The 18,594-nt window shown below is 67.4% G+C and carries 19 protein-coding genes; 7 read left to right on the top strand and 12 right to left on the bottom strand.

Translation table 11 applies throughout. The annotated features are described in order from the left end of the window. Positions 1 to 21: 21 nt before the first annotated feature. From BLQ91_RS36520 to BLQ91_RS36540, 4 genes are all read right to left on the bottom strand, one after another. Positions 22 to 873, bottom strand: coding sequence for a carbohydrate ABC transporter permease (locus tag BLQ91_RS36520; protein WP_090104639.1), 852 nt, complete (start codon positions 871 to 873; stop codon positions 22 to 24). Beyond that, positions 873 to 1,829 carry a carbohydrate ABC transporter permease gene (locus tag BLQ91_RS36525; protein WP_245734200.1) on the bottom strand — a complete coding sequence of 319 codons (957 nt, stop codon included), beginning with the start codon at positions 1,827 to 1,829 and terminating at the stop codon, positions 873 to 875. The genes BLQ91_RS36520 and BLQ91_RS36525 overlap by 1 nt, the downstream gene beginning before the upstream one ends. Then, positions 1,826 to 3,091, bottom strand: a complete 1,266-nt coding sequence (locus BLQ91_RS36530; protein ID WP_090104641.1) for an ABC transporter substrate-binding protein — start codon at positions 3,089 to 3,091, stop codon at positions 1,826 to 1,828. Before BLQ91_RS36530 ends, BLQ91_RS36525 begins: the two co-directional genes overlap by 4 nt. Positions 3,092 to 3,834: 743 nt before the next feature. Next, a complete protein-coding gene (locus BLQ91_RS36540; protein WP_218130547.1) occupies positions 3,835 to 4,605 on the bottom strand; it encodes a TetR/AcrR family transcriptional regulator in 771 nt (256 codons plus the stop codon). A 296-nt stretch (positions 4,606 to 4,901) separates the two neighbouring features. Between BLQ91_RS36540 and BLQ91_RS36545 the strand changes: the two genes are divergently transcribed. Next, entirely contained in the window at positions 4,902 to 5,486 is a 585-nt protein-coding gene (locus tag BLQ91_RS36545) for a flavodoxin family protein (protein ID WP_090104643.1), read from the top strand. 176 nt (positions 5,487 to 5,662) lie between these two features. Here the strand turns inward: BLQ91_RS36545 and BLQ91_RS43675 are convergent, their stop codons facing one another. Together BLQ91_RS43675 and BLQ91_RS36555 are read right to left on the bottom strand one after the other, a co-directional pair. Further along, a complete protein-coding gene (locus tag BLQ91_RS43675; protein WP_342670690.1) occupies positions 5,663 to 6,766 on the bottom strand; it encodes a lytic polysaccharide monooxygenase auxiliary activity family 9 protein in 1,104 nt (367 codons plus the stop codon). Positions 6,767 to 7,486: 720 nt separating this feature from the next. After that, the gene (locus tag BLQ91_RS36555; protein WP_176960152.1) at positions 7,487 to 8,686 is read right to left on the bottom strand and encodes a serine hydrolase domain-containing protein; all 1,200 of its coding nucleotides are present in this window, start codon (positions 8,684 to 8,686) and stop codon (positions 7,487 to 7,489) included. A 124-nt stretch (positions 8,687 to 8,810) separates the two neighbouring features. Between BLQ91_RS36555 and BLQ91_RS36560 the strand changes: the two genes are divergently transcribed. Both BLQ91_RS36560 and BLQ91_RS36565 read left to right on the top strand, forming a co-directional pair. Continuing rightward, positions 8,811 to 9,926, top strand: coding sequence for a sensor histidine kinase (locus tag BLQ91_RS36560; protein ID WP_176960153.1), 1,116 nt, complete (start codon positions 8,811 to 8,813; stop codon positions 9,924 to 9,926). A 58-nt stretch (positions 9,927 to 9,984) separates the two neighbouring features. Continuing rightward, positions 9,985 to 10,641, top strand: coding sequence for a response regulator (locus BLQ91_RS36565; protein WP_342670691.1), 657 nt, complete (start codon positions 9,985 to 9,987; stop codon positions 10,639 to 10,641). A gap of 248 nt (positions 10,642 to 10,889) precedes the next feature. Here BLQ91_RS36565 and BLQ91_RS36570 read toward each other — a convergent pair whose 3' ends face one another. Beyond that, entirely contained in the window at positions 10,890 to 11,273 is a 384-nt protein-coding gene (locus tag BLQ91_RS36570) for an HPF/RaiA family ribosome-associated protein (RefSeq protein WP_090104651.1), read from the bottom strand. An 807-nt stretch (positions 11,274 to 12,080) separates the two neighbouring features. Here BLQ91_RS36570 and BLQ91_RS36575 point away from each other — a divergent pair. The 3 genes from BLQ91_RS36575 (at position 12,081) to BLQ91_RS36590 (ending at position 15,117) form a co-directional block, all read left to right on the top strand. Beyond that, positions 12,081 to 13,250: an AI-2E family transporter gene (locus BLQ91_RS36575; protein ID WP_342670692.1), complete on the top strand. Its 1,170-nt coding sequence runs from the start codon at positions 12,081 to 12,083 to the stop codon at positions 13,248 to 13,250. A 43-nt stretch (positions 13,251 to 13,293) separates the two neighbouring features. After that, on the top strand, positions 13,294 to 14,334 hold the full coding sequence (locus tag BLQ91_RS36580; RefSeq protein ID WP_090104653.1) for a fatty acid desaturase family protein: 1,041 nt from the start codon (positions 13,294 to 13,296) through the stop codon (positions 14,332 to 14,334). Positions 14,335 to 14,886: 552 nt separating this feature from the next. Next, positions 14,887 to 15,117, top strand: coding sequence for a hypothetical protein (locus BLQ91_RS36590; protein WP_090104656.1), 231 nt, complete (start codon positions 14,887 to 14,889; stop codon positions 15,115 to 15,117). 32 nt (positions 15,118 to 15,149) lie between these two features. Here BLQ91_RS36590 and BLQ91_RS36595 read toward each other — a convergent pair whose 3' ends face one another. Further along, a complete protein-coding gene (locus BLQ91_RS36595) occupies positions 15,150 to 15,728 on the bottom strand; it encodes a GNAT family N-acetyltransferase (RefSeq protein ID WP_425412576.1) in 579 nt (192 codons plus the stop codon). Then, on the bottom strand, positions 15,725 to 15,868 hold the full coding sequence (locus tag BLQ91_RS43930; RefSeq protein ID WP_218130548.1) for an RGCVC family protein: 144 nt from the start codon (positions 15,866 to 15,868) through the stop codon (positions 15,725 to 15,727). Before BLQ91_RS43930 ends, BLQ91_RS36595 begins: the two co-directional genes overlap by 4 nt. A 51-nt stretch (positions 15,869 to 15,919) precedes the next feature. On the opposite strand from BLQ91_RS43930, the gene BLQ91_RS41880 reads away from it, so the two are divergent. After that, positions 15,920 to 16,090, top strand: coding sequence for a hypothetical protein (locus BLQ91_RS41880; RefSeq protein ID WP_176960154.1), 171 nt, complete (start codon positions 15,920 to 15,922; stop codon positions 16,088 to 16,090). A 139-nt stretch (positions 16,091 to 16,229) separates the two neighbouring features. On the opposite strand, the gene BLQ91_RS36600 is transcribed toward BLQ91_RS41880, so the two are convergent. From BLQ91_RS36600 to BLQ91_RS36610, 3 genes are all read right to left on the bottom strand, one after another. After that, positions 16,230 to 17,006, bottom strand: coding sequence for a transglutaminase-like domain-containing protein (locus BLQ91_RS36600; protein WP_218130549.1), 777 nt, complete (start codon positions 17,004 to 17,006; stop codon positions 16,230 to 16,232). An 89-nt stretch (positions 17,007 to 17,095) separates the two neighbouring features. Then, the gene (locus BLQ91_RS41885) at positions 17,096 to 17,251 is read right to left on the bottom strand and encodes a DUF6307 family protein (RefSeq protein WP_090104658.1); all 156 of its coding nucleotides are present in this window, start codon (positions 17,249 to 17,251) and stop codon (positions 17,096 to 17,098) included. Then, a complete protein-coding gene (locus BLQ91_RS36610) occupies positions 17,248 to 17,781 on the bottom strand; it encodes a DUF5994 family protein (protein WP_176960155.1) in 534 nt (177 codons plus the stop codon). Before BLQ91_RS36610 ends, BLQ91_RS41885 begins: the two co-directional genes overlap by 4 nt. Between the last annotated feature and the right edge of the window lie 813 nt (positions 17,782 to 18,594).

Genomic DNA, 18,594 nt, shown 5'->3' on the forward strand with positions numbered 1-18,594 from the left:
TTTCCTTGATGTGCGAGGGATTCAGCCCTTGAAGGCGCCTTCGAGGATTCCGGCGACCATGCGGCGGCCGGCCAGGACGAACAGCACGACCAGCGGGACGGTGGCCAGGAACGAGCCGGACATGGCCAGGCCGAGGTCCACGTCGTAGCTGTTCTGCAGCGCCTTGATGGCGATCTGGGCGGTGTAGCGCTCGGGTGACTTGAGCACGATGAACGGCCACAGGAAGTCGTTCCACGCCGTGACGAACCCGAACAGGCCCAGGACGAACGCGGCCGGCCGCACGATCGGGAACGCGATGCGCCAGAACACCTGCCCGGTGCTCGCGCCGTCGATGCGGGCCGCCTGCACCAGCTCGTCGCTGATGGTCGCCGAGATGTGCTGGCGCATCCAGAAGATGCCGAACGCGCTCGCCAGGCCGGGCACGATGAGCGCCTGCAGCGTGTCGACCCAGCCCAGCTCGGACATGATCAGGTACTGCGGGATGACCGAGAGCTGCGTCGGCACGGTCATCGTCAGCACCACCACCAGGAACAGCGTGTTGCGGCCGGGGAAGCGCAGCTTCGCGAACGCGAAACCGGCCAGCGCGCACAGCACCGCCTGGCCGATCCCGATCGCGGTGGCCACGACCAGGCTGTTGAGCAGCGACTGCACGAACGGCACCGTGTCCACGACCAGGCCGGCGAGGTGGAGGAAGTTGCCGCCGGGCACGACCTCGGGCGGCATCCGCGTCGCGGTCGCGGTGTCCGTCGTGGCCACGATGAACATCCAGTACAGCGGGAACAGGCACGCGACGGTGGCGACACCCAGCAGCAGGTAGGTCCACCAGCGGACCCGGTCGAGGCGCCGGCGGCGCGGCGCGGTGGTGGTCGTCATCAGTCCGCCTTGATCCGGGTGGACAGCAGGTAGTTGAGCGCGGCGATCGCCACGACCATGACGAACAGCGCGACGCCGACCGCCGAGCCGTAGCCGAACTCGAACTGCCCGAAGCCCTGTTCGTAGAGGAACAGCGTCAGCGTCTGGCACTGCCGCACCGCCCCGCAGGTGAGTGGCGCGCCCGTGGCGATCAGCAGCGGCTCGGTGAAGATCTGCAGGCCGCCGATGGTCGAGGTGACCACGGTGAAGATGATCACCGGGCGCAGCGAGGGCACGGAGATGTGGCGGAAGCGCTGCCACGGTCCCGCGCCGTCGATGGCCGCCGCCTCGAACACCGAGCGGGGCACGGATTGAAGCGAGGCCAGGTACAGCAGCGTGGTGTAGCCGAACCACCGCCACGTCACCATGGTCGCGATCAGCAGATGACTGCCCCAAGTGGACTGCACGAAGTCCACCGGTTCCACGCCGACCAGCCCGAGCAGCCAGTTCAACAGGCCGTAGTCGCGGTCGAACAGCTGCACGAACACGATCGCCGTGGCCGCCACCGAGGTGACGTACGGGACCAGCACCGACATCCGGAAGAACAGCGCGAACCGCAGCCGGGCGTGGTTGAGCACGTGCGCCAGCACCAGGGCGAGCAGCAGTTGCGGCACGGTGGACAGCGCCCAGATGCTCACCGTGTTGCCGGCGGCGTTCCAGAACCGCGGATCGCCGAACATGCGGGTGAAGTTGTCGAACCCGATGAACACCTGGTCGCCGATGGGGTTCCAGTCGAACAGGGCCACGTAGAACGTGAAGGCGAACGGGAACAGCCCGAACACCCCGAAGATCACGAAGAACGGGGCTATGTAGGCGTACGCCGACAGGCGCTCGCCCACACCCGCGATCTTCTTGGTCCTGGGCGGAGGTGGCGCGGCCCTGGAGGCCGGGGAGAGCGTGGCGGTCACGGCGGTCACTCGGCGATGGCGGTCTTGATGTTGCGCAGCGCGTCGTCCCACGCCGTGGCCGGGTTGCCGCCGCTCTGCTCGACGTTGGTGATGGCGTTGAGGAACTCCTGGCCTATGACCGCGCTGTCGGGGCCGATGTAGAACGGCTTGAGCCCGAGCAGCGAGTCGGTGTAGATCTTGCCGATCGGCGCGTCGGAGAAGAACGGGTCCTTCGCGTCGGCGAGCTTGCCGTCCCGGTAGACCGACGGGGTGGAAGGCAGGGCGCCGACCCGCACGAAGTGCTCCAACTGACCCTGGGGCGACTGCATCTCCTTGATGTACTCCCAGGCCGCCTGCGGGTTCTTGGCGCGCTTGGGGATGGCCAGGTAGCTGCCGCCCCAGTTGCCGGAGCCGCCGGGGATCGTCGCGATGTCCCACTTGCCCTTGGTGTCGGGCGCGGTGCTGCGGATGGTGTTGAGCATCCACGACGGCGCGGCCACGGCCGCGTACTGGCCCTGCGCCATGCCGGCGCTCCACGCGCTCTCGAACGAGGACTGCCCGGAGGTGATCCCGGCGGTCGCCGCCTTGATGCCGAGGTCGAACGCGGCCTTCACCTGCGGGTTGGTGTTGTGGACCAGCTTGCGGTCCGCGCTGTGGTACTTCTCCGAGACCTGGTTGACCGCCTGGTAGAACACGCTGGTGCCCGCGTTGTCGGTGAACGCCTTGCCGGTGGCCTGCTTGTAGCGCTTGCCCGTCTCGATGAACGCGTCCCACGTCGGCCACAACGCACTCACCGCGGCCCGGTCGGTGGGCAGTCCGGCGGCAGCGAACAGGTCGGTCCGGTACGCCACGGCCATCCCGCCCACGTCCGTCGGCACGCCCAGCACCTCGCCGTCCTTGGCGACGCTCTGCCGCCACACCCAGTCCAGGTAGTCGTCCTTGACGTCGTCGGCGCCCAACGTCCGCAGGTCCACGAAGTTCTGCGGCTGCTCCACGAACTGCGGCAGGTTGTCGCCCTGGATGAGCACCAGGTCCGGCACCTTGCCGCCGGCCAGCGCCGTGGTCAACGACTGGGCGGTCTCCGTGGAGGTGCCCACCTCGGTCAGCTTGATCTGGATGTCCGGGCGCTTCGCTTTATACGCGTCGACGGTCAGCTTCTGGTTGATGGCGGAGAACGACCAGAACTCGAAGGACTTGCCGTCGCCTCCCCCACCGCCTCCGGTGCCGGGTGCGCAGGCGGTGAGGAGGGCCAGAACCGCAACGGCGCGGAGCAGGGGTGAGCGGAGTTTCACGACGTTTCTCCAAGGTGTGCGAGAACAAGTGGCACCGCCACCGCGCGGTGGGGTCACCAAAAGCGGGCGATCTCGTGAATCGGGCCGAACTCCTGCCGCACCATGCGGTCGAACTCTTCATCTCGCCCGTGATTGTTAGCGCTCACGACAGTAAGGTGCGCCACAGGCGTCGTCAAGAACCGTTGCACTCATTGCAATCCCCCAATCAAAAATTGGTCCACAGTGGATCTTTGACACAAGCTTTGTGAACGCGAACTAGCTAAAATTTTCGAAAACCTGTTAGCAGTGAAGGCTTGGGCGACGTTGGGGCTGCCGATCACCCTGTCCATGCAGCTCAAAGACATGTGCAACAACGGGTTGAAGCGCTCTGCTGCCCGTGAGCGATCGGGACGAGGACGTAGAAGCTCCGGCGCTGCGACACCAGATCGACGTCCCGGAAGGCCAGCCGGGCAGGACTCGCCGCGGTTCTCCCCCGGTGGCCGGGCGTTCCTCACGGCACTGTCACACCGAGCGCCGATCGGGACACTTCACCGGATCCGACTGGTGATTCACCCTGAAACGGTGCTGCGCCGGCACCGCGACCTCCTGGCACGACGCCACGCGCTCAACTCCCGCATCCAGCGGAGCCCGTCAAACGAATGGTGTGACTCAGGATGAAGGTACTCACTTGTGTTCGGCGGCCAGGCGCTGTCGAACACGATGTCGAACGCAGTGAGCGCGGGTTCCACCGCATCGTCCAGCGCTCACGCCGGGTTGCGGCTGCCGGTGGATTCGTGGGACTCGTTGAGCCGTGCGAGCCATTCGCGCAGCAGGCCGGCTTCGAAGACGCTGAAGCCTGCGTCGATCACGGGGTCGGCGTTGTCGGCGGGGGTGATGATCGCGAGCAATGATCGTGCACGGTCGGCGATGTGGGAGCGGTCGTCGGCACGCGGTTTCGCCTGCTCCATCAGGGCGTCGAGCACGATGTCGCGCAACGGCCGGATCAACTGGGCGTGCCGCGCCTGTTCCGGCTGGGCCAGCAGGAGCAGAACCGCGCCTGTCGTGGACGCCTCGATGGCCACCACGGCCGCCTCGACAGGCACCCGGAGCAGGCCCTGCACTTTGGCGCGTTCGAGCATGCCGCGCAGGATGGCCCGGTTCTCCGTTGCCGCCGCGGGGCGGCGGCCCGGCCGCAGGTTTCCGTACATCAGCGTGTAGATGGCGGGATTGGCCAACCCGAACTCGACGTGCACCTCCCAGCCCCGGCGCAGGTCGTCGACAGGGTCCTCGCTGGGCTCGAACGCGCGCTTCTCGGCGAGGTAGCTCTCGAAGCCGAAGCTGGCCACGGCGTCGAGCAGCCCGTCCTTGTCCCCGAAGAGCCGGTACAGAGTCGGCGTCTGAACTCCGGCCGCTGCCGCGACGGCTCGGGTGGACAGCGCGGACGGCCCGGCATCGGCGAGCAGTTTCACTGCCGAACTGAGGATGCGCTCGCGTTGTCCGTCGGACCCGCCGCCGCGCCGATCGTCGGGGTTCACGTGTCAACGATAACAGGAATGTGTTGACGTTGACAGTGACATCGTTACGGTCTTAGCGTTATCGATGTCAACAGATGAGGAGCAGCGGTGGCTGACGGCAAACGGCTGGAACAGGTCCGGCTCGGTGGCCGGGAGATGACGGTGGGCCGCAGGGCCTCGGCTGCATGGGATGAGCGAGTTCTACGGCGACACCGACGATCGCCGAGCAGGTGGCCGGCGATCGCTACCCGGACATGACCGACACCGCGGGCTCACGCGAGTCCTGAGCCAACCCCGCACGACGAAAGGAGACCGACATGCCATCCGTTCACGTCGCCATCGCCTACTACTCCGGCTACGGGCACACCCTCGAGATCGCCAAGGCCGTCCGCGACGGCATCGAGTCGGTGCCCGAGGCCCGCGCCGACATGGTCGACGTAGCTGACATGTCCGACGCGAAGTGGGCGATCCTCGATGCCGGTGACGCGATCATCTTCGGAACACCGACCTACATGGGATCTGCATCCGGGGCGTTCCACGCATTCGCCGAAGCGACCTCGAAGCGCTGGATGACCCAGCAGTGGCTGGACAAACTCGCGTCCGGGTTCACCAACTCCGGATCGATGAGCGGCGACAAGCTGCACACGCTGCAGTACCTGTCCCTGCTCGCGGCACAACACGGCATGCACTGGGTCAGCTTGGGCCTGATGCCCGGCTGGAACACCACCACCAGCAACGAACACGACGACAACCGGCTCGGGTTCTACCTCGGCGCGGGAGCCCAAACCTGGAACGACCAAGGCCCGGACGCCGTCCACACCGCCGACCTGAGCACGGCACGCCACCTCGGGGCCCGGGTCGCAACACAAGCCCTGCGCTATCAACATCCGGTCGCGTCATAGACCCGCGATCGGCTCGACAACGCCCACCGCGCCCAGCAACGGTCGAGACCGTGTCACGAGGTCCGCCGCGTCATGAGAACCAGTCTCGACAAGTGCAGCCGGCGCGGGTGTGTCACACGAGCGTGCAACCCAGGTCCGCCCGTCGCCGTCGAGGCGGCGGGCGGACCGACGCGGGATCAGGTAGCGGTGCAGGTGAGGGTTGGGGCACCCGCGGTTCCGGAGGCGACGAGACCGAACGTGGTGGCGGCGCCCGCGCCCACGGCGCCGTTGTGGGCGGCATTGCGGGCGGTGATCGTGGACCCGCTCGTGCTCAGGGTGGCGTTCCACGAGGAATTGATCCGCTCACCGTTGGCGAACGTCCAGCTCACCTGCCAGCCGGAGATCGCCGTCGCGCCGGCGGTCACGCGCGCCTCGGCCTGGAAGCCGCCGGACCACTGCGAGATCACCTGGAAGGTGGCCGAGCAGCCTGCCGAGGGGTTGCCGGTCGTCGTGGTCGTGGTCGTCGTCGTGGTGGTGGTGGTGGTGGTGGTGGTCGTGGTGCCACCGTCGGTGAAGTTGACGTCGCTGCACGCGTAGTAGCTCTGGTCGAGGTGGCTGGCCTGCCACACCGTGTACAGGACGTGGTGGCCGGTGCGGCCGGGCGCGTTGATCTCGACGGGCGTCCGGGTGCCCGTGGGAATCCTGCCGGTCTGGCCGACGAGCTCCAGGTCGCTCCACTTCAAGGTCTGGGTCTTGGGGTTGAAGCCCTGCTTGGTGGCGTAGACGCGGATGTAGTCGGCGCCGTGCGAGGAGGTGTCGTTCAGGTTGAGGGTGAACCGGCTGGGCCGGTTCGGGGCGACCCACGCGCCGGGCTTGTCCATCGCGGCGTAGCGGCCGTTGAACGTCAGTCCGCCGCTGCACAGCTGTCCGTCGGGGATTGCGCCCTGGTGGTTGCCGGCGACGCCTTCGCGGAACAGGCCGTTCCAGTTGTACATCGCGGACGGGTCGGCCTGCCACGCCTGGTAGCACATGGGGTCTTCGGTGGCCATCTGCTGCGACGGGCCGTTGGGCCAGCGGTTGTAGCAACCGTAGTGGCGCGATGGTGGGTCGCTGACCGCGCCGTGCGCGGAGGCATCGCCCGCGCCGAAGGTGACGAGCATCGTCGTCAGCAAGGTCAGGCAGGCGCCGAGGATGGCGAACGCCCGCCAGACGGCAGCCTTGCCGCGGGCCGGCCCGATCCTCGCCGGGGTCCCCGGTGCCCGGTGGTGCCGGTCCGGGACGTCTGCAGAGAAGCGAAGCATGTGTACCGCCAAATCTTCGTTGATCGACGACGTGGACTTTCGCGGGTGCCTCCGCCCGGTTCTGGGAGCGCTCCCAGAACGCTGTCAGTGTCGGGTCGTGCCACGTGCTCGGCAGCCGCCATTCGGGTCATGAGTCGGGAAAGTGGCTATAAAGAGGCCATGCGGACCGGCCCGTGCGGCGGATCGGCCGAGGACGGGTGAGACCGTTCGGGTCCCGCTGGTCGGCGCCGCAGGGCTGCGTTGCCCATGTGCCGCCTGCGTTCGGCCGCCGCGAACGGCTGCTGGTCGTAACGGGGCGAAAAAGGCCCTTCACACGGCGTTTCCTTACCGTTGCAGTTCTGGGAGCGTTCCCAGGCATTTCGGTCGTCGTGACCGCAGGGGATGGAACCTCCGACGCGGGTCAGCGAGGATCCGCTCGCGAAGGAAGTGGTGCGGATGACCGGGTTTCGTCCCGTCTGGATGCGCGTGCGGATGCGTTGCGGCCGTTGGGCATTCCTCTTCTCTGGGCTCGGACAGCTTGGTATGTGCGTGGTTCGGCGCCCTTGAGTCGACCCGCACGACGCCGGTCGCCCAGTCGGTCACCCGGACCGTCCCCTGGCTCGACGGAGGTGTGGTCGTGCTCGAGCCGGGGGCGGTCGAGGCGGCGCTGGGGGGCAGCCGCGGTGGCGGGTCGTCCTTCGCGCCGGGTGGCGCTGCTGGTCGCACTCCACCTGTTCGGCATCACCTGCGGTCGCAGAGCGCGTTCTTGACCAGGTCGAAGGACGGGTCCTCGAGCGGCGTCGGCGGGGTGGACGACTCCTTCGGGATCACCGAGTCGGTGTTCATCGAGACGATGACACTGCGCTTGCCGTCGGGCGTGATCCCGTTGCGGGTCTGAAAGCCCTGGATGTCACCCGCATGTGACCAGTATCCGCCGCACGCGGTGGGAATCCAGGCGATGCCCAGTCCATAGCGCGCTTCCGGCCACACCGACTGCAGGCTCGGCGCCGGCACCGTCTTCTGCATCTCGGCCAGCTCCGCGGGAGCGAGGAGCCTGCCCGAGACCAAGGCTTCGAGGAAGACCAGCGCGTCGTTGGTGGTGCTGACCAGCTCTCCCGCCGCTTCAGCGTAGGACGGGTTCAGTTCGGTGACGTCTACGGGCTTTCCGAAGCGCAACGGGTCCGCTGTGACGTCCTCCGGGAAGCGCTCGTACGCGGTCGCGTGGGGATGCGGCAGCACCGTCGAGTGTCCGGGAGTCGAGGTGTTCCGCAGGCCCAAGCGCTTGATGATCCGCTCCTCGACGGCGGCGCGCCAGTCCTGGCCGGTCACCTCGCCGATGACCATTCCGGCCAGCACGTAGTTGGTGTTGGAGTAGCTCCAGCCGGCGCCGGGCGCGAAAGTGGGTGTCTGACGCATCGCGAGGGCGACGAGGTCCGCCGGGGAGTGCTTGTCGAGCCGGTGCTGCCGGAAGTCGCTCTCGGTGAACACCGGCACACCGGCGATGTACTCGGGGATGCCGCTGGTGTGCTGGAGCAGCTGACGAATGGTGATCTTGCTGCCGTCGTTCCCGTTGCCGGTCACGACTCCGGGCAGCCACTTTTCGACGGTGTCGTCGAGCGACAGGCGCTTTTCGCCGACGAGCTGGAGCAGCGTGGTCGCCACGAAGGTCTTGCTGAAGCTCGCGATGCGGAAGTGGGCGTCCCACGGGACCGGTGTCTTCGCGTCGGTGTCGCCTTCTCCGCTGCGAACCTTCACCGCACCGTTGGGCGTGCGCAACTCGGTGAGAACGCCGGGGGCACCTTTCGACACCAGTGCGTCGGCATCTTTCTGCAAAGAGGCGCGGGGCACGTCGTTCCCGTTGCGCTCGGCGTCGGCCGGCGAACATCCGATGACGAACGAGATTGTGGTCAGCACCACCAGTGCGGTCGTTTTCTTGCTCATGAGATCACCGTAGGAGCGCATCGATGCGATGTCGTCATCCTTGTTGGTCGTCCCTTCTACCCCTGTGGTGGTAGGGCGGATCTCTTCTGTTTCCGGGCAAAAATCTCCTGGTAGGGTCCCGCCGGTGCGCAAGCTTCTCCGACCGACGTGGGCGGACCTCCTTCTCGCCCTGATCGCCACAGTCCTCACCCTGGCCAATCAAGTGGGATATCTCGGCGCCGATCTCACGCTCGTGGATTTGTCGCTCGCCGCGCTCACGGTGGCGCCGATCGCGATTCGACACGTCGTACCGGTGACGTCATTGTGCGTGATTCTCGGCTCCTCGGTCGTCTACGCGTTTCTCGGTCATGGTGCAGTGGGCAACTTGGGGCTCGGTGTGGTCATTGGCGTGTTCACAGTCGCCAACGTGCGCAGTTCGCGGATTGCCGCGATGATGGCAGCGACGTCGGCCCTCTGCCTGCTGGTGCCCGAATACGTGGGAGAGGTGACGCTGAAGTGGCCGGAGGCCGTACAGGCCGTCCTGGTCCTGTTCGTTGCCTGGATGGTCGGCGAGAGCTCCAAGAAATGGGCCAGACGTGCTGAGGAAGCAGCTGAGCGCGAAGGTCGCGCGGCCGCCGAGGAGCGAGTGCGGATCGCACGGGAGCTGCATGACATCGTCGCGCACCACATGTCCGTGATCTCGTTGCAGGCCGGGGTGGCCGAATACACCCTCGCGTCCGCTCCGGCAACCGCGCGCACCGCGATTTCAGCTGTCTCCGAGTCCTGCCGGCAAGGCCTGACCGAGATGCGCAGGCTGCTCGACGTGTTGCGGGTGGAGGACGAAACCGAATTCCCGGACGTGCAACTCGCGAGCCCAGGCCTCGACGCCCTTCCCGGTTTGGTGGACCGCACGCGCGACGCCGGCCTCACCGTCGAACTCGTGGTGAGGGGCACACCGCGCGCCTTGCCTCCCGGGCAGGACCTCTGCGCCTATCGTGTTGCGCAGGAATCCCTGACCAACGTCCTCAAGCACGCGGGTCCGGCGGCCGTGGAGGTGGTGCTCGACTACCGTGCACACGAACTGATGTTGACCGTCACCGATGACGGCGCGTCAAGGCCTCCAAGAGCCAAGGCGAAATCGCATGGCATTCAGGGGATGCGTGAGCGCGCCGAACTCTACGGTGGCGTCTTGGACGCCGGACACCGCTCCCATCGAGGGTTCCAGGTCGTGTTGCGCCTGCCGATTCCGGACCAGAGCTGATTTCCGAACACCGAACGAATGCACGTGCTGGAGAGATGTGATGGCAGTCCGCGTTCTGGTGGTCGACGACCAGTACCTCGTTCGCCACGCCCTCATGGCGTTGCTCAACGCCGCACCCGGCATCGATCCCGTCGGCGAGGCATCAGACGGCGAGCAAGCTGTGGCGCTGGTCGCCGACCTGGCGCCCGACGTGGTTCTGATGGACATCAAGATGCCGGTCATGGACGGGCTCAGCGCCACTCGTCGCATTCTCGCGATGCGTCCGGAAACCCAGGTGGTCGTACTGACGACCTTCGACATCCCCGAGTACGTCTACACCGCGCTGACCGATGGAGCCGCCGGGTTCATCATGAAGGACACACCTCCCGATCGGATCATCGCGGCGGTGCGCACGGTCGCGATAGGAGAGATGCTGATCTCGCCGGCCATCACCCTGCGGCTGGTCCAGACCTACGCGCAACGCCATCGCGTCGAGCTCCAGGCGAACACCCGGCTGCCGGACCTCACGCCACGAGAAACCGAGATCCTGCGGCTGCTCGGAACAGGATCGACCAACGAGGAGATCGCGAATCAGCTCGCCATCAGTGAAGCAACGGTGAAAACACACGTGAAGCACACGATGCGGAAGTTGAACCTGACCACCCGCGCTCAGGCCGTCGTCGCTGCCTATGAGAGCGGACTGGTCATCCCGGGCTCCGCAGCACACGGCGGCTGAGACGTCGACGGTCTCGAGCCGCTTCGCCGAGGTGCGTTGGACATCCAGCCGCATCGGCCGCGTGACGAACACGCCGGAGTCCTCGAGCACACGGCTTACGAGCAGGATCGACGCGAGTTCGTCCACCGATCTGTCTTGCCGCAGAACGCGCCTCGCCCAGCCCTGCTCGCCTCACGGACAGGCGACAGCACATCCCGATCACGCGTTCCGATGCCGAGGCGCAGCCGGGCCGATCGGCGCCTGTGCCGCTAGCCGAGTTCGGGCGGCGTCGGGACGGACCGCAGCGCGCGGTTGCTGCGCGGCTCGGTGCGGGTCTTGGTCTCACCGACCTGTCGGATCAGCTCGTCGCGGACCTCGTTGAGCGCCGCGGGAAGCTCTCGCTGGGACGAGGTGGCGACCAGGTGCAGCCGATGGCCGTGGTTGATCCAACACTGCATCACAACGCGCTGTTCGGCGCCCTCGCGGTCTTTGAGGCTGATCTCCAGTTCGATCTCGTCGTCGCGGTACGACCGCAGACGCGAACCGAGCGCAGCCAGGCGATCCACTACCCAGTCGCGTTCGGACGAGTGAAAGCCGGCGGCGAGGTGCAGGCGCTGTGCGATCACTGAGGCACCTTCGGGAATCGCGTTCATGCGTTATCGCTGACGGTGCTCATTGAAATCTCTCCTCTTGACCAGGTCGAACCGCTTGCCGTGCGAACGGGATGCGGCCCCAGCGCAGATCCGAAAAAGTCGGATAAACTCGCTCGTGCATTCTACGTCAGCCGCCCACGCCATCACCTGAAATTTGCATGAGAATCCGCCGACAGCGACCCTCCAATCGCACATGAGCGCGGGTCAGGACTACGTTCAGTCCGCCACAGAGGCGGCCGGCAAGGTCGGCACGCCCACCCGTGGTGCCGCACTCGAATCCCTGCAGCCGCCACGACCACAAAACAGTTCGAGACATTTCAGCTCATCACGACCGGAACCGTGTATGGTCGACTTGGACGAGAGCCTCTCGCCCCTGAGCGGTCACAATCAAGCCGAACCCGGGAAACCTGATCCGTCCGTTTCCTCCGGCCGAGGCGGGAACCCGGCATGACGCCGGTCCCCCACCAGTCCATCGCTCCCCGCGGCATCGCCACCGACGGCATCCGGGTCGGCTCGATCAGGTCCACGGACCTGATCGCAGCAAACCGGCACCGCCTCATCCCTCTGCGCGTTCTCCGGCTACATCCTCGTGCGCCGCACACGAAGCGACTACGCACGCCGCGACAAACCGACACCGTCGGGAACCTGTCCTCCTCGACCGCCCGAGGCGGGCCCCAGCCCGCGAACGCCGAACCGCCCAGCCGGGTTTGCGACCGCCATGACAGGGCACTCCAAGCGGAGGCAGGCGAACAGCTGCCAACTCATCGATGATCCCAGACCCCGGCGTCGGAGATCGACACTGGAGGTGTGGACGTTCTGAGCACCGACCGCGGTGACATGCCGCCCATGCGGGACCCGATTCCTGCTGTACTGCGGGTCAGTGCAGCGTTGAGCTGGCGCTTTCTCGTCGTGGTCGCGGCGCTCTACGTCATCGGCGTCATCTTCAGCAGGCTGGCGGCTGTGGCCGTGCCGCTCGCGATCGCGCTGCTGCTGGCAGCCTTGCTCGCACCGGCCGTCACCTTCCTGATGGTGCACCGGGTTCCCCGAGGTCTCGCGACCGCGCTGGTGCTGGTCGGCGGACTGCTCCTGCTCGGCGGGATGCTGACGTTCGTCGTGATGACCTTCGTCAACGGCCTGCCGGACTTGGCCGCGCAACTGGCCCGCAGCATCGACGCGATCTCCGGCTGGCTGGTCGCCGGCCCGCTGCAGCTCAGTGAGACGCAACTGCGCGACCTCGTCGACCGGATCGTGAAAACGATGCAGGACAACCAGTCCGGCATCACGACGGGTGCCATCACCACTGCGGCGACCGTCGGCGAGACCTTCGCCGAGATGCTTCTGGTGCTGTTCGCCCTCGCGTTCCTCCTCTACGACGGTCCCCGGATCTGGCAGTTCCTCATCCGCGTCGTGCCCGACGGGCCGCGCAGGCGGGTCGACGTGGCAGGCCGGCGCAGCCTCGCCGCACTGGTCAGCTACGTCCGCGCCACCGGCGCGGTCGCGGTGGTGGACGCGATCGGCATCGGCATCGGACTGGCCGTGCTGCGCGTGCCCCTGGCGGTTCCGTTGGCGGCACTGGTGTTCATCTGCGCGTTCGTCCCGATTTTCGGCGCGGTCGTGGCCGGTGCGGTAGCCGTGGTCATCGCGCTCGTCGCGAACGGTCCCCTGACCGCCGTGATCGTCCTGATCGTCGTCATCGCGGTGAACCAGCTGGAAAGCCACATCCTGCAACCGTTCCTGCTCGGCCGCGCGGTGAAGCTGCACCCGCTGGCGGTGGTGCTGGCCATCGCGGCAGGCCTGCTCGTCGCAGGCATCGCGGGCGCTCTGCTCGCCGTCCCGCTGCTGGCGGTGCTCAACTCCGCCATCCGCTCCCTGCGCAGCGAAGCCGACGAACACGTGTCACCCGCGGACGTGCACACCAGCCAACCCGAAGAGTCCGGCCCGGACGAACCCGGCCTGGACACCGAAGCCGAAAAGTGAATCCCTCGACGGCTCCTCGCAGCCGTACAACCGGAGCAGGCACATGACCTCAACGCACGTCGTCGTGACAGACACGGCTGACCGCCCTCGCGGCAGTGATTTCGCCCTCCTGACCAAGGAACTCAAGACCGCCGGCCTGCTGGATCGGCGGCGCGGCTACTACCTGCTGCGGATGACCGCCAATGCGCTGCTGCTCGGCACGATCGCCGTGGCGTTCGCGCTGCTGGGCGATTCCTGGTGGCAGGTGCTCACGGCCGCGGTCCTCGCCGTGGCCTCGACCCAGCTGGCCTTCATCGGGCACGATGCCGGGCACAGGCAGATCTTCCGCAGCCACCGCAACAACGACGTCGTCGGGCACCTGCACGGCAGCCTCACCGGTATCAGCTACCAGTGGTGGGTCGCCAAGCACAACCGGCACCACGCCAACCCCAACCACGAGGACCAGGATCCCGACATCGAGATCCACGCCCTCGCGTTCAGCCGCGCCCAGGCAGCCGAGAAACGCGGCCTGAACAGCTGGATCACCAAACACCAGGCGTTCCTGTTCTTCCCGCTGCTCACCGCTGAAGCGGCCGTGCTGCGGATCTCCGGCCTGGTCGCCCTGTGCCGCAAGGAACTGCGCAACCCGTGGCGCGAAGCCGCGCTCCAGATCGTGCCGCTCGCCGCGTACCTGCTGGCGGTGTTCGTGGTCCTCTCGCCGCTGAAGGCCGTCGTGTTCATCGCCGTGCACCAAGGGCTGATGGGCGTGTACTTGGGCTGCTCGTTCGCACCCAACCACAAGGGCATGCCGATCATCGCCCAGGGCCAGCGCCTGGACCACCTCCACAAGCAGGTGCTGACCTCCCGCAACGTCACCGGCGGCCGATGGGTCGACGCCTTGCTCGGCGGGCTCAACCACCAGATCGAGCACCACCTGTACCCGCACATGCCCCGTCCCAACCTGCGCCGCGCACAACCCGTCGTCGAGAACTTCTGCCTCCGGCACGGCATCCCGTACTGCAAGACCACCATGATCCGGTCCTACGCCGAGGTTCTGCGGCACCTGCACGACGCGGGAGCGCCGTTGCGCGGCAAGGCGCGGTGACCGAACGCGGGGAGACAACGGTGATCCCGGCGGCGGAGGTGCAGGAACCCCGCACCGGTGCTGGCTCAGCAGCGCCTGCACCTGGCCCGAGCCGCGCTCGGTCACGCCGGGGTCGGAGGACACGGCCACGCGCTGAGCACGTACTCGCGGGACCTCGTCGGCCGGTTGCAGGTGGCAGCGCAATCCGACCCGACGGGACTCTTCACGTCGCGGCCGGCTCAACTCGCGCAAGCCGGGACGACTTCTTGCAACGGGCTCAGAGGATGCGCACGGCCATCGCCCGCGGTCCCTCGTCGCCTTCACCGATCTCGAACTCCACAGGCTGGTCGTCCTGGATGCCGTGGAGGTGGCGCCCTTCTCCTCGGACTGGTGCACGAACCAGTCAGGCCCACCGTTCTCGGGCGCGATGAAGCCGAACCCTCGCTGCCGTTGAACCACTTCGCGGTGCCTCGGGTCATGCGTGTGCTTCCGTCCGCAGGCCGGAAAACAACTCGTGCCGCAGTAGCCGAACGCAACCGGTCACAGGCGCCAATGCCGCGTACTGTCAGGACGATGTCGGAAGAACAAGGCGGCCCTGTCCTCGAGCCCACGCTGTCCGAATGGCTCAAGGCACGCGAGGAGACCGCCCGCCACCTCGCGACCGGTGCCCGCGGCACCGTCGACGAGGGCTGGGTGCAACGACTCGCGGACCTGCTCACGACCGAACGGTCGTGGCAGGACCAGTACACCGAACTCATCGCGCTCGGCAGTCCGGGCGGCCACTTCCCGTCGTCGAACCGCTGAGCACGCCGACGCGGAAGACTGCCGCCGTCGCGTCAGTCGCGGCCGGGTGGCCCGGCCGACGAATCCGCGTTCGCGTCGAGGTCCGCCACGCGAAGCCGGAACACCTGCAGGTCGAGGCCGAAGTACTTGCCGGTCTCACCGACCCAGTGCATGCCGTTCTTCCGCACAGCCGACGAGGCCCGCGTGTCACCCGGCCGGACGACGGCGAACACCTCGTACACGTCGTGGCCGAACGCCCACCCGGCGAGGGCGTGGGTGGCCTCGGCGGCGTAGCCGCGGCCCCACACGTCAGGCCTCAGCTGCCAGCCGACCTCCAGGTCCTCCCGGCCGGGCGGCAGCGGGAGCAGATGCGCGCCGCCGATCACCTGACCGTCGGCGTTGCGCTCGATCGCCCATCGGCCGGCAGGGGCAGGAACACGTGCGCTTTCAGCGATCCACTGCTGCAGCAACAACCTCATGGCCGCCACGTCCGGAACCTGGTCCATCTCCGGGCTGAGCCAGCGGGTGACCTCGGCACAGCCGTAGACCTCCAGCGCGGACGGTGCGTCCTCGGCACGCCAATCGCGCAGCGTCAACCGGTTGGTGGTCAACACGTTCGTCATCACGGTCATGTGCAGATGCAATCTCGCTTGAGCGCCGACGCCGTGGTCGCCGTGCAGTACCGCACGCCGAGCGGGTCGTGCTCGTTCCACGCGTGAGGACACACCGTGCAGCTCGCTGCGTCGTCGGGGGCAGTTAGTGACTCGGGCATGCGGACACTCCGGTAGTCGATGCGGGAAGGGAAGAACGAGACTGTCAGCGCTTGCGCCTGATCGGCGAAGCGGGCATCGGCCGGATGACGGCCGGGTCGGGCGACAACGGCCGCCAGCTCCCGACGGAAAACGGGCCGTCGGTCAGTCTTTCGCCGCGTGAGGCGGGGAAGGACGCAATGGGCGATGACGCAGTGAGCGATGACGCAGTGGTGCAGAGCTGATCCGAGTTCATCTCGGCGCTCCCGCCTCCAGCCGAACACGGCCGGGCTTCCTGATGCGCCCAAGGCGGCACCAGCTTGAGCGCTGCTGCACGACGAACCCTCGGTGGCTCCATCCTACTCCGCGGCGGGCACTTCCCGCTCAGCGCCACGACGGGGCCAGGTCCTCCTCCGCCTGCACGACCATCGACTCCAGCCTCGGACCACCGAACGTGGTCACCACGGCGACGTCGGCGGCATCGCGGCCCCTGCCGATGACAACGCGTCCCTTGCGGGGCTCGTCGTTGCGCGGGTCGAAGGTCCACCAGCGGTCTCCGAGCCAGACCTCCATCCACGCCGCGAAGTCCATCGCCGCGTCGCCGGGCGGCACGTCCAGGTCCGGCAGGTAGCCGAAGACGTACCGGGCGGGGATGTTGAGCGCGCGGCAGAACGAGATCGCCAGGTGCGCGAAGCCGCGGCACACCCCGAAACCCGCGACTCCGACGTCGGCCGCCGCGGACAACGCGGTGGACGTGCCGCAACCGAAGCCCAGCGACTCGTGGACGTGCCGGCAGATCTCCCGCACCCGGCCGTAGCCGGGCGGATGGGCACCGAACCGCGACCACGCCTCGTCGCCCAGCACATCGGACACGCAGTACCGGCTGGGCAACGTGTACAGCAGCACGTCGTCCGGCAGTCCGTCGGGCAGCGTCTCCGGCACGGTCTCGTCCACGTCCTCCGTCCTGTCCGGCACGTCCACCCACGCGCTGTAGTGCACTGTGGACAGACCGGGGGGAAGAACGACACGGGTGTTGCGGTTGCCGTACAGGTCGAGGTGGTGCCGCATCGGGACGTCCGGCTGCACGGCCAGGTCCTCCTGGCTCACCCGGATGTCCGCGCTGCGCAGCGGCCGGACGAGGAAGACCGCGGGGGCGGGCACCTCGGCTCGATACGTGAACGCACAACCGACGCGGAGCAGTCGAGTGCCCCACGTCAGCTGTGCCGCGCCAGTGCCGTAGTGGCGCGAGTTCACCGCACCCGCTCGGGTATGTGGTCCAGCGCGCTCAGCACGCGCACCGCGAGATCCCGTGCGGCCTCGCCCGCGAGTTCCGTCCGGTCGGTCAGCACGTCCTGCACCATCTTGAGCCTGCGCTCGTACCCGGTCGTGTGGGTCGTCGTGGTCATCGAACTCCTTGGGAGATCTGTTCGGGTGCGCGGCTGCTGCCTGCACCCAGCGGGTCCGCGGTGGACATCCGCCCTGCGGTGCCGCGGAGCAGGACTTCGACGGTGTCGATGTTCTCCTGCTCCGCGGCACACGTCATGGCGTGGTGGGCTGCGGAAGGTTCGGTGTCCGGCGGGACGAGGAGCAGTGTCAGACGGCGCCGGTCCGAGGCGATGAGGTCCACGGTGTGCGCGGGCCTGGACCAGAACCCGTTGAGCCGCACCCGGAGGCCGTCCGCGGCGATCTGACGCGGCGCGGTATCCCACTCGGTCAGGTTGTAGCTCATCCGCGGGATGTCGCCCAGCCGAACTGCCAGCACCGCGAGCAGCGCGGGCAGTTCGGCGGCGAGGTCCCGGGAACGCGGCCACCAGGCACCGTCGACATGCCCCGTGGTGAGCGCCTTCGGGCGCAACCGCAATCGCAGCGCGGACCGGGACTGCTCGGTGGCCGTGACGGCCGGAGGGGCGATGGAAGGGTGAGGAGCCGACGTCATGCCGGGACTCCCGTCTCCGGCCCGAGGAGGACCGGTTCAGGTTTCGCCGAGTGCGACGTGAGCTTGAGTGCCCGCGTGCGAGATGCTCTCGACAAAATTGACACTACACCATTTTTCGCGATCAAACCGAAAACGGTTCCTACGTAAAAAGACACAATCCGCCTTTGCCGCGAAACTCGGCCTGGCAGTCGTGCGGCTTCAGAGGCGTGGTGGTCCGTGCTCGGCCAGGTCGGCGCCCGCCAGGGGCCCAGCGCTGGACACCGCACCTGCTCCCGGCCGGGCCGGGCTGGGCCGGGCCTGCAACCGTGAGCACGGCTGCCGCAGCCGGCTCCCGAGCAGTGCGCGGACGTCGATCGCCTCCCGGCCGATCCCCTCCGCGAGGTCGACGGGGACTCTTCACCTCGTAGCTGATCGATTTCCTCAGCCTCATGTCCGCGGGTCCCAGGGCAGGTGCGCGACCTGGGTCGCCCCAACCAGCGCTACATTCGATGCATCGAAACCGATCTCGTCAGCACCTGGCAGAGGTCACGTCCGGGCCATGCCAATTGAACCCAGCAGCCCTGTGGTGCGCTGATCGTCCGTGCGGGCTCATTGTGAGCGATCGCACCGAACAGATCTTTTGCCACCTCGCACAACTCAACACCACTGGTACCGAGTTAAGACACCCCGCGCGCTGATACCGCCACGTTTGGGCCGGCACTCGCGTGGTATCGACCAGGACCATTTTGTTACTCGTTCCGGAGGGTGCTCATGCAGATCCAGGTCAACACCGACCACAACATCCACGGTGGCGAACGACTGGCCACCTATGTG

The organism is Lentzea jiangxiensis (assembly GCF_900104175.1).
Lineage (GTDB): Bacteria > Actinomycetota > Actinomycetes > Mycobacteriales > Pseudonocardiaceae > Lentzea > Lentzea jiangxiensis.

Excerpts from the sequence above, each read along its gene's own strand:
- BLQ91_RS36520 (WP_090104639.1), bottom strand. The coding sequence starts at position 873 with ATGACGACCACCACCGCGCCGCGCCGCCGGCGCCTCGACCGGGTCCGC.
- BLQ91_RS36555 (WP_176960152.1), bottom strand. The coding sequence starts at position 8,686 with ATGAGCAAGAAAACGACCGCACTGGTGGTGCTGACCACAATCTCGTTC.
- BLQ91_RS36595 (WP_425412576.1), bottom strand. The coding sequence starts at position 15,728 with ATGACCGTGATGACGAACGTGTTGACCACCAACCGGTTGACGCTGCGC.
- BLQ91_RS36570 (WP_090104651.1), bottom strand. The coding sequence starts at position 11,273 with ATGAACGCGATTCCCGAAGGTGCCTCAGTGATCGCACAGCGCCTGCAC.
- BLQ91_RS36580 (WP_090104653.1), top strand. The coding sequence starts at position 13,294 with ATGACCTCAACGCACGTCGTCGTGACAGACACGGCTGACCGCCCTCGC.
- BLQ91_RS36610 (WP_176960155.1), bottom strand. The coding sequence starts at position 17,781 with ATGACGTCGGCTCCTCACCCTTCCATCGCCCCTCCGGCCGTCACGGCC.
- BLQ91_RS36590 (WP_090104656.1), top strand. The coding sequence starts at position 14,887 with ATGTCGGAAGAACAAGGCGGCCCTGTCCTCGAGCCCACGCTGTCCGAA.
- BLQ91_RS36545 (WP_090104643.1), top strand. The coding sequence starts at position 4,902 with ATGCCATCCGTTCACGTCGCCATCGCCTACTACTCCGGCTACGGGCAC.
- BLQ91_RS43675 (WP_342670690.1), bottom strand. The coding sequence starts at position 6,766 with ATGCTTCGCTTCTCTGCAGACGTCCCGGACCGGCACCACCGGGCACCG.
- BLQ91_RS43930 (WP_218130548.1), bottom strand. The coding sequence starts at position 15,868 with ATGCCCGAGTCACTAACTGCCCCCGACGACGCAGCGAGCTGCACGGTG.
- BLQ91_RS41885 (WP_090104658.1), bottom strand. The coding sequence starts at position 17,251 with ATGACCACGACGACCCACACGACCGGGTACGAGCGCAGGCTCAAGATG.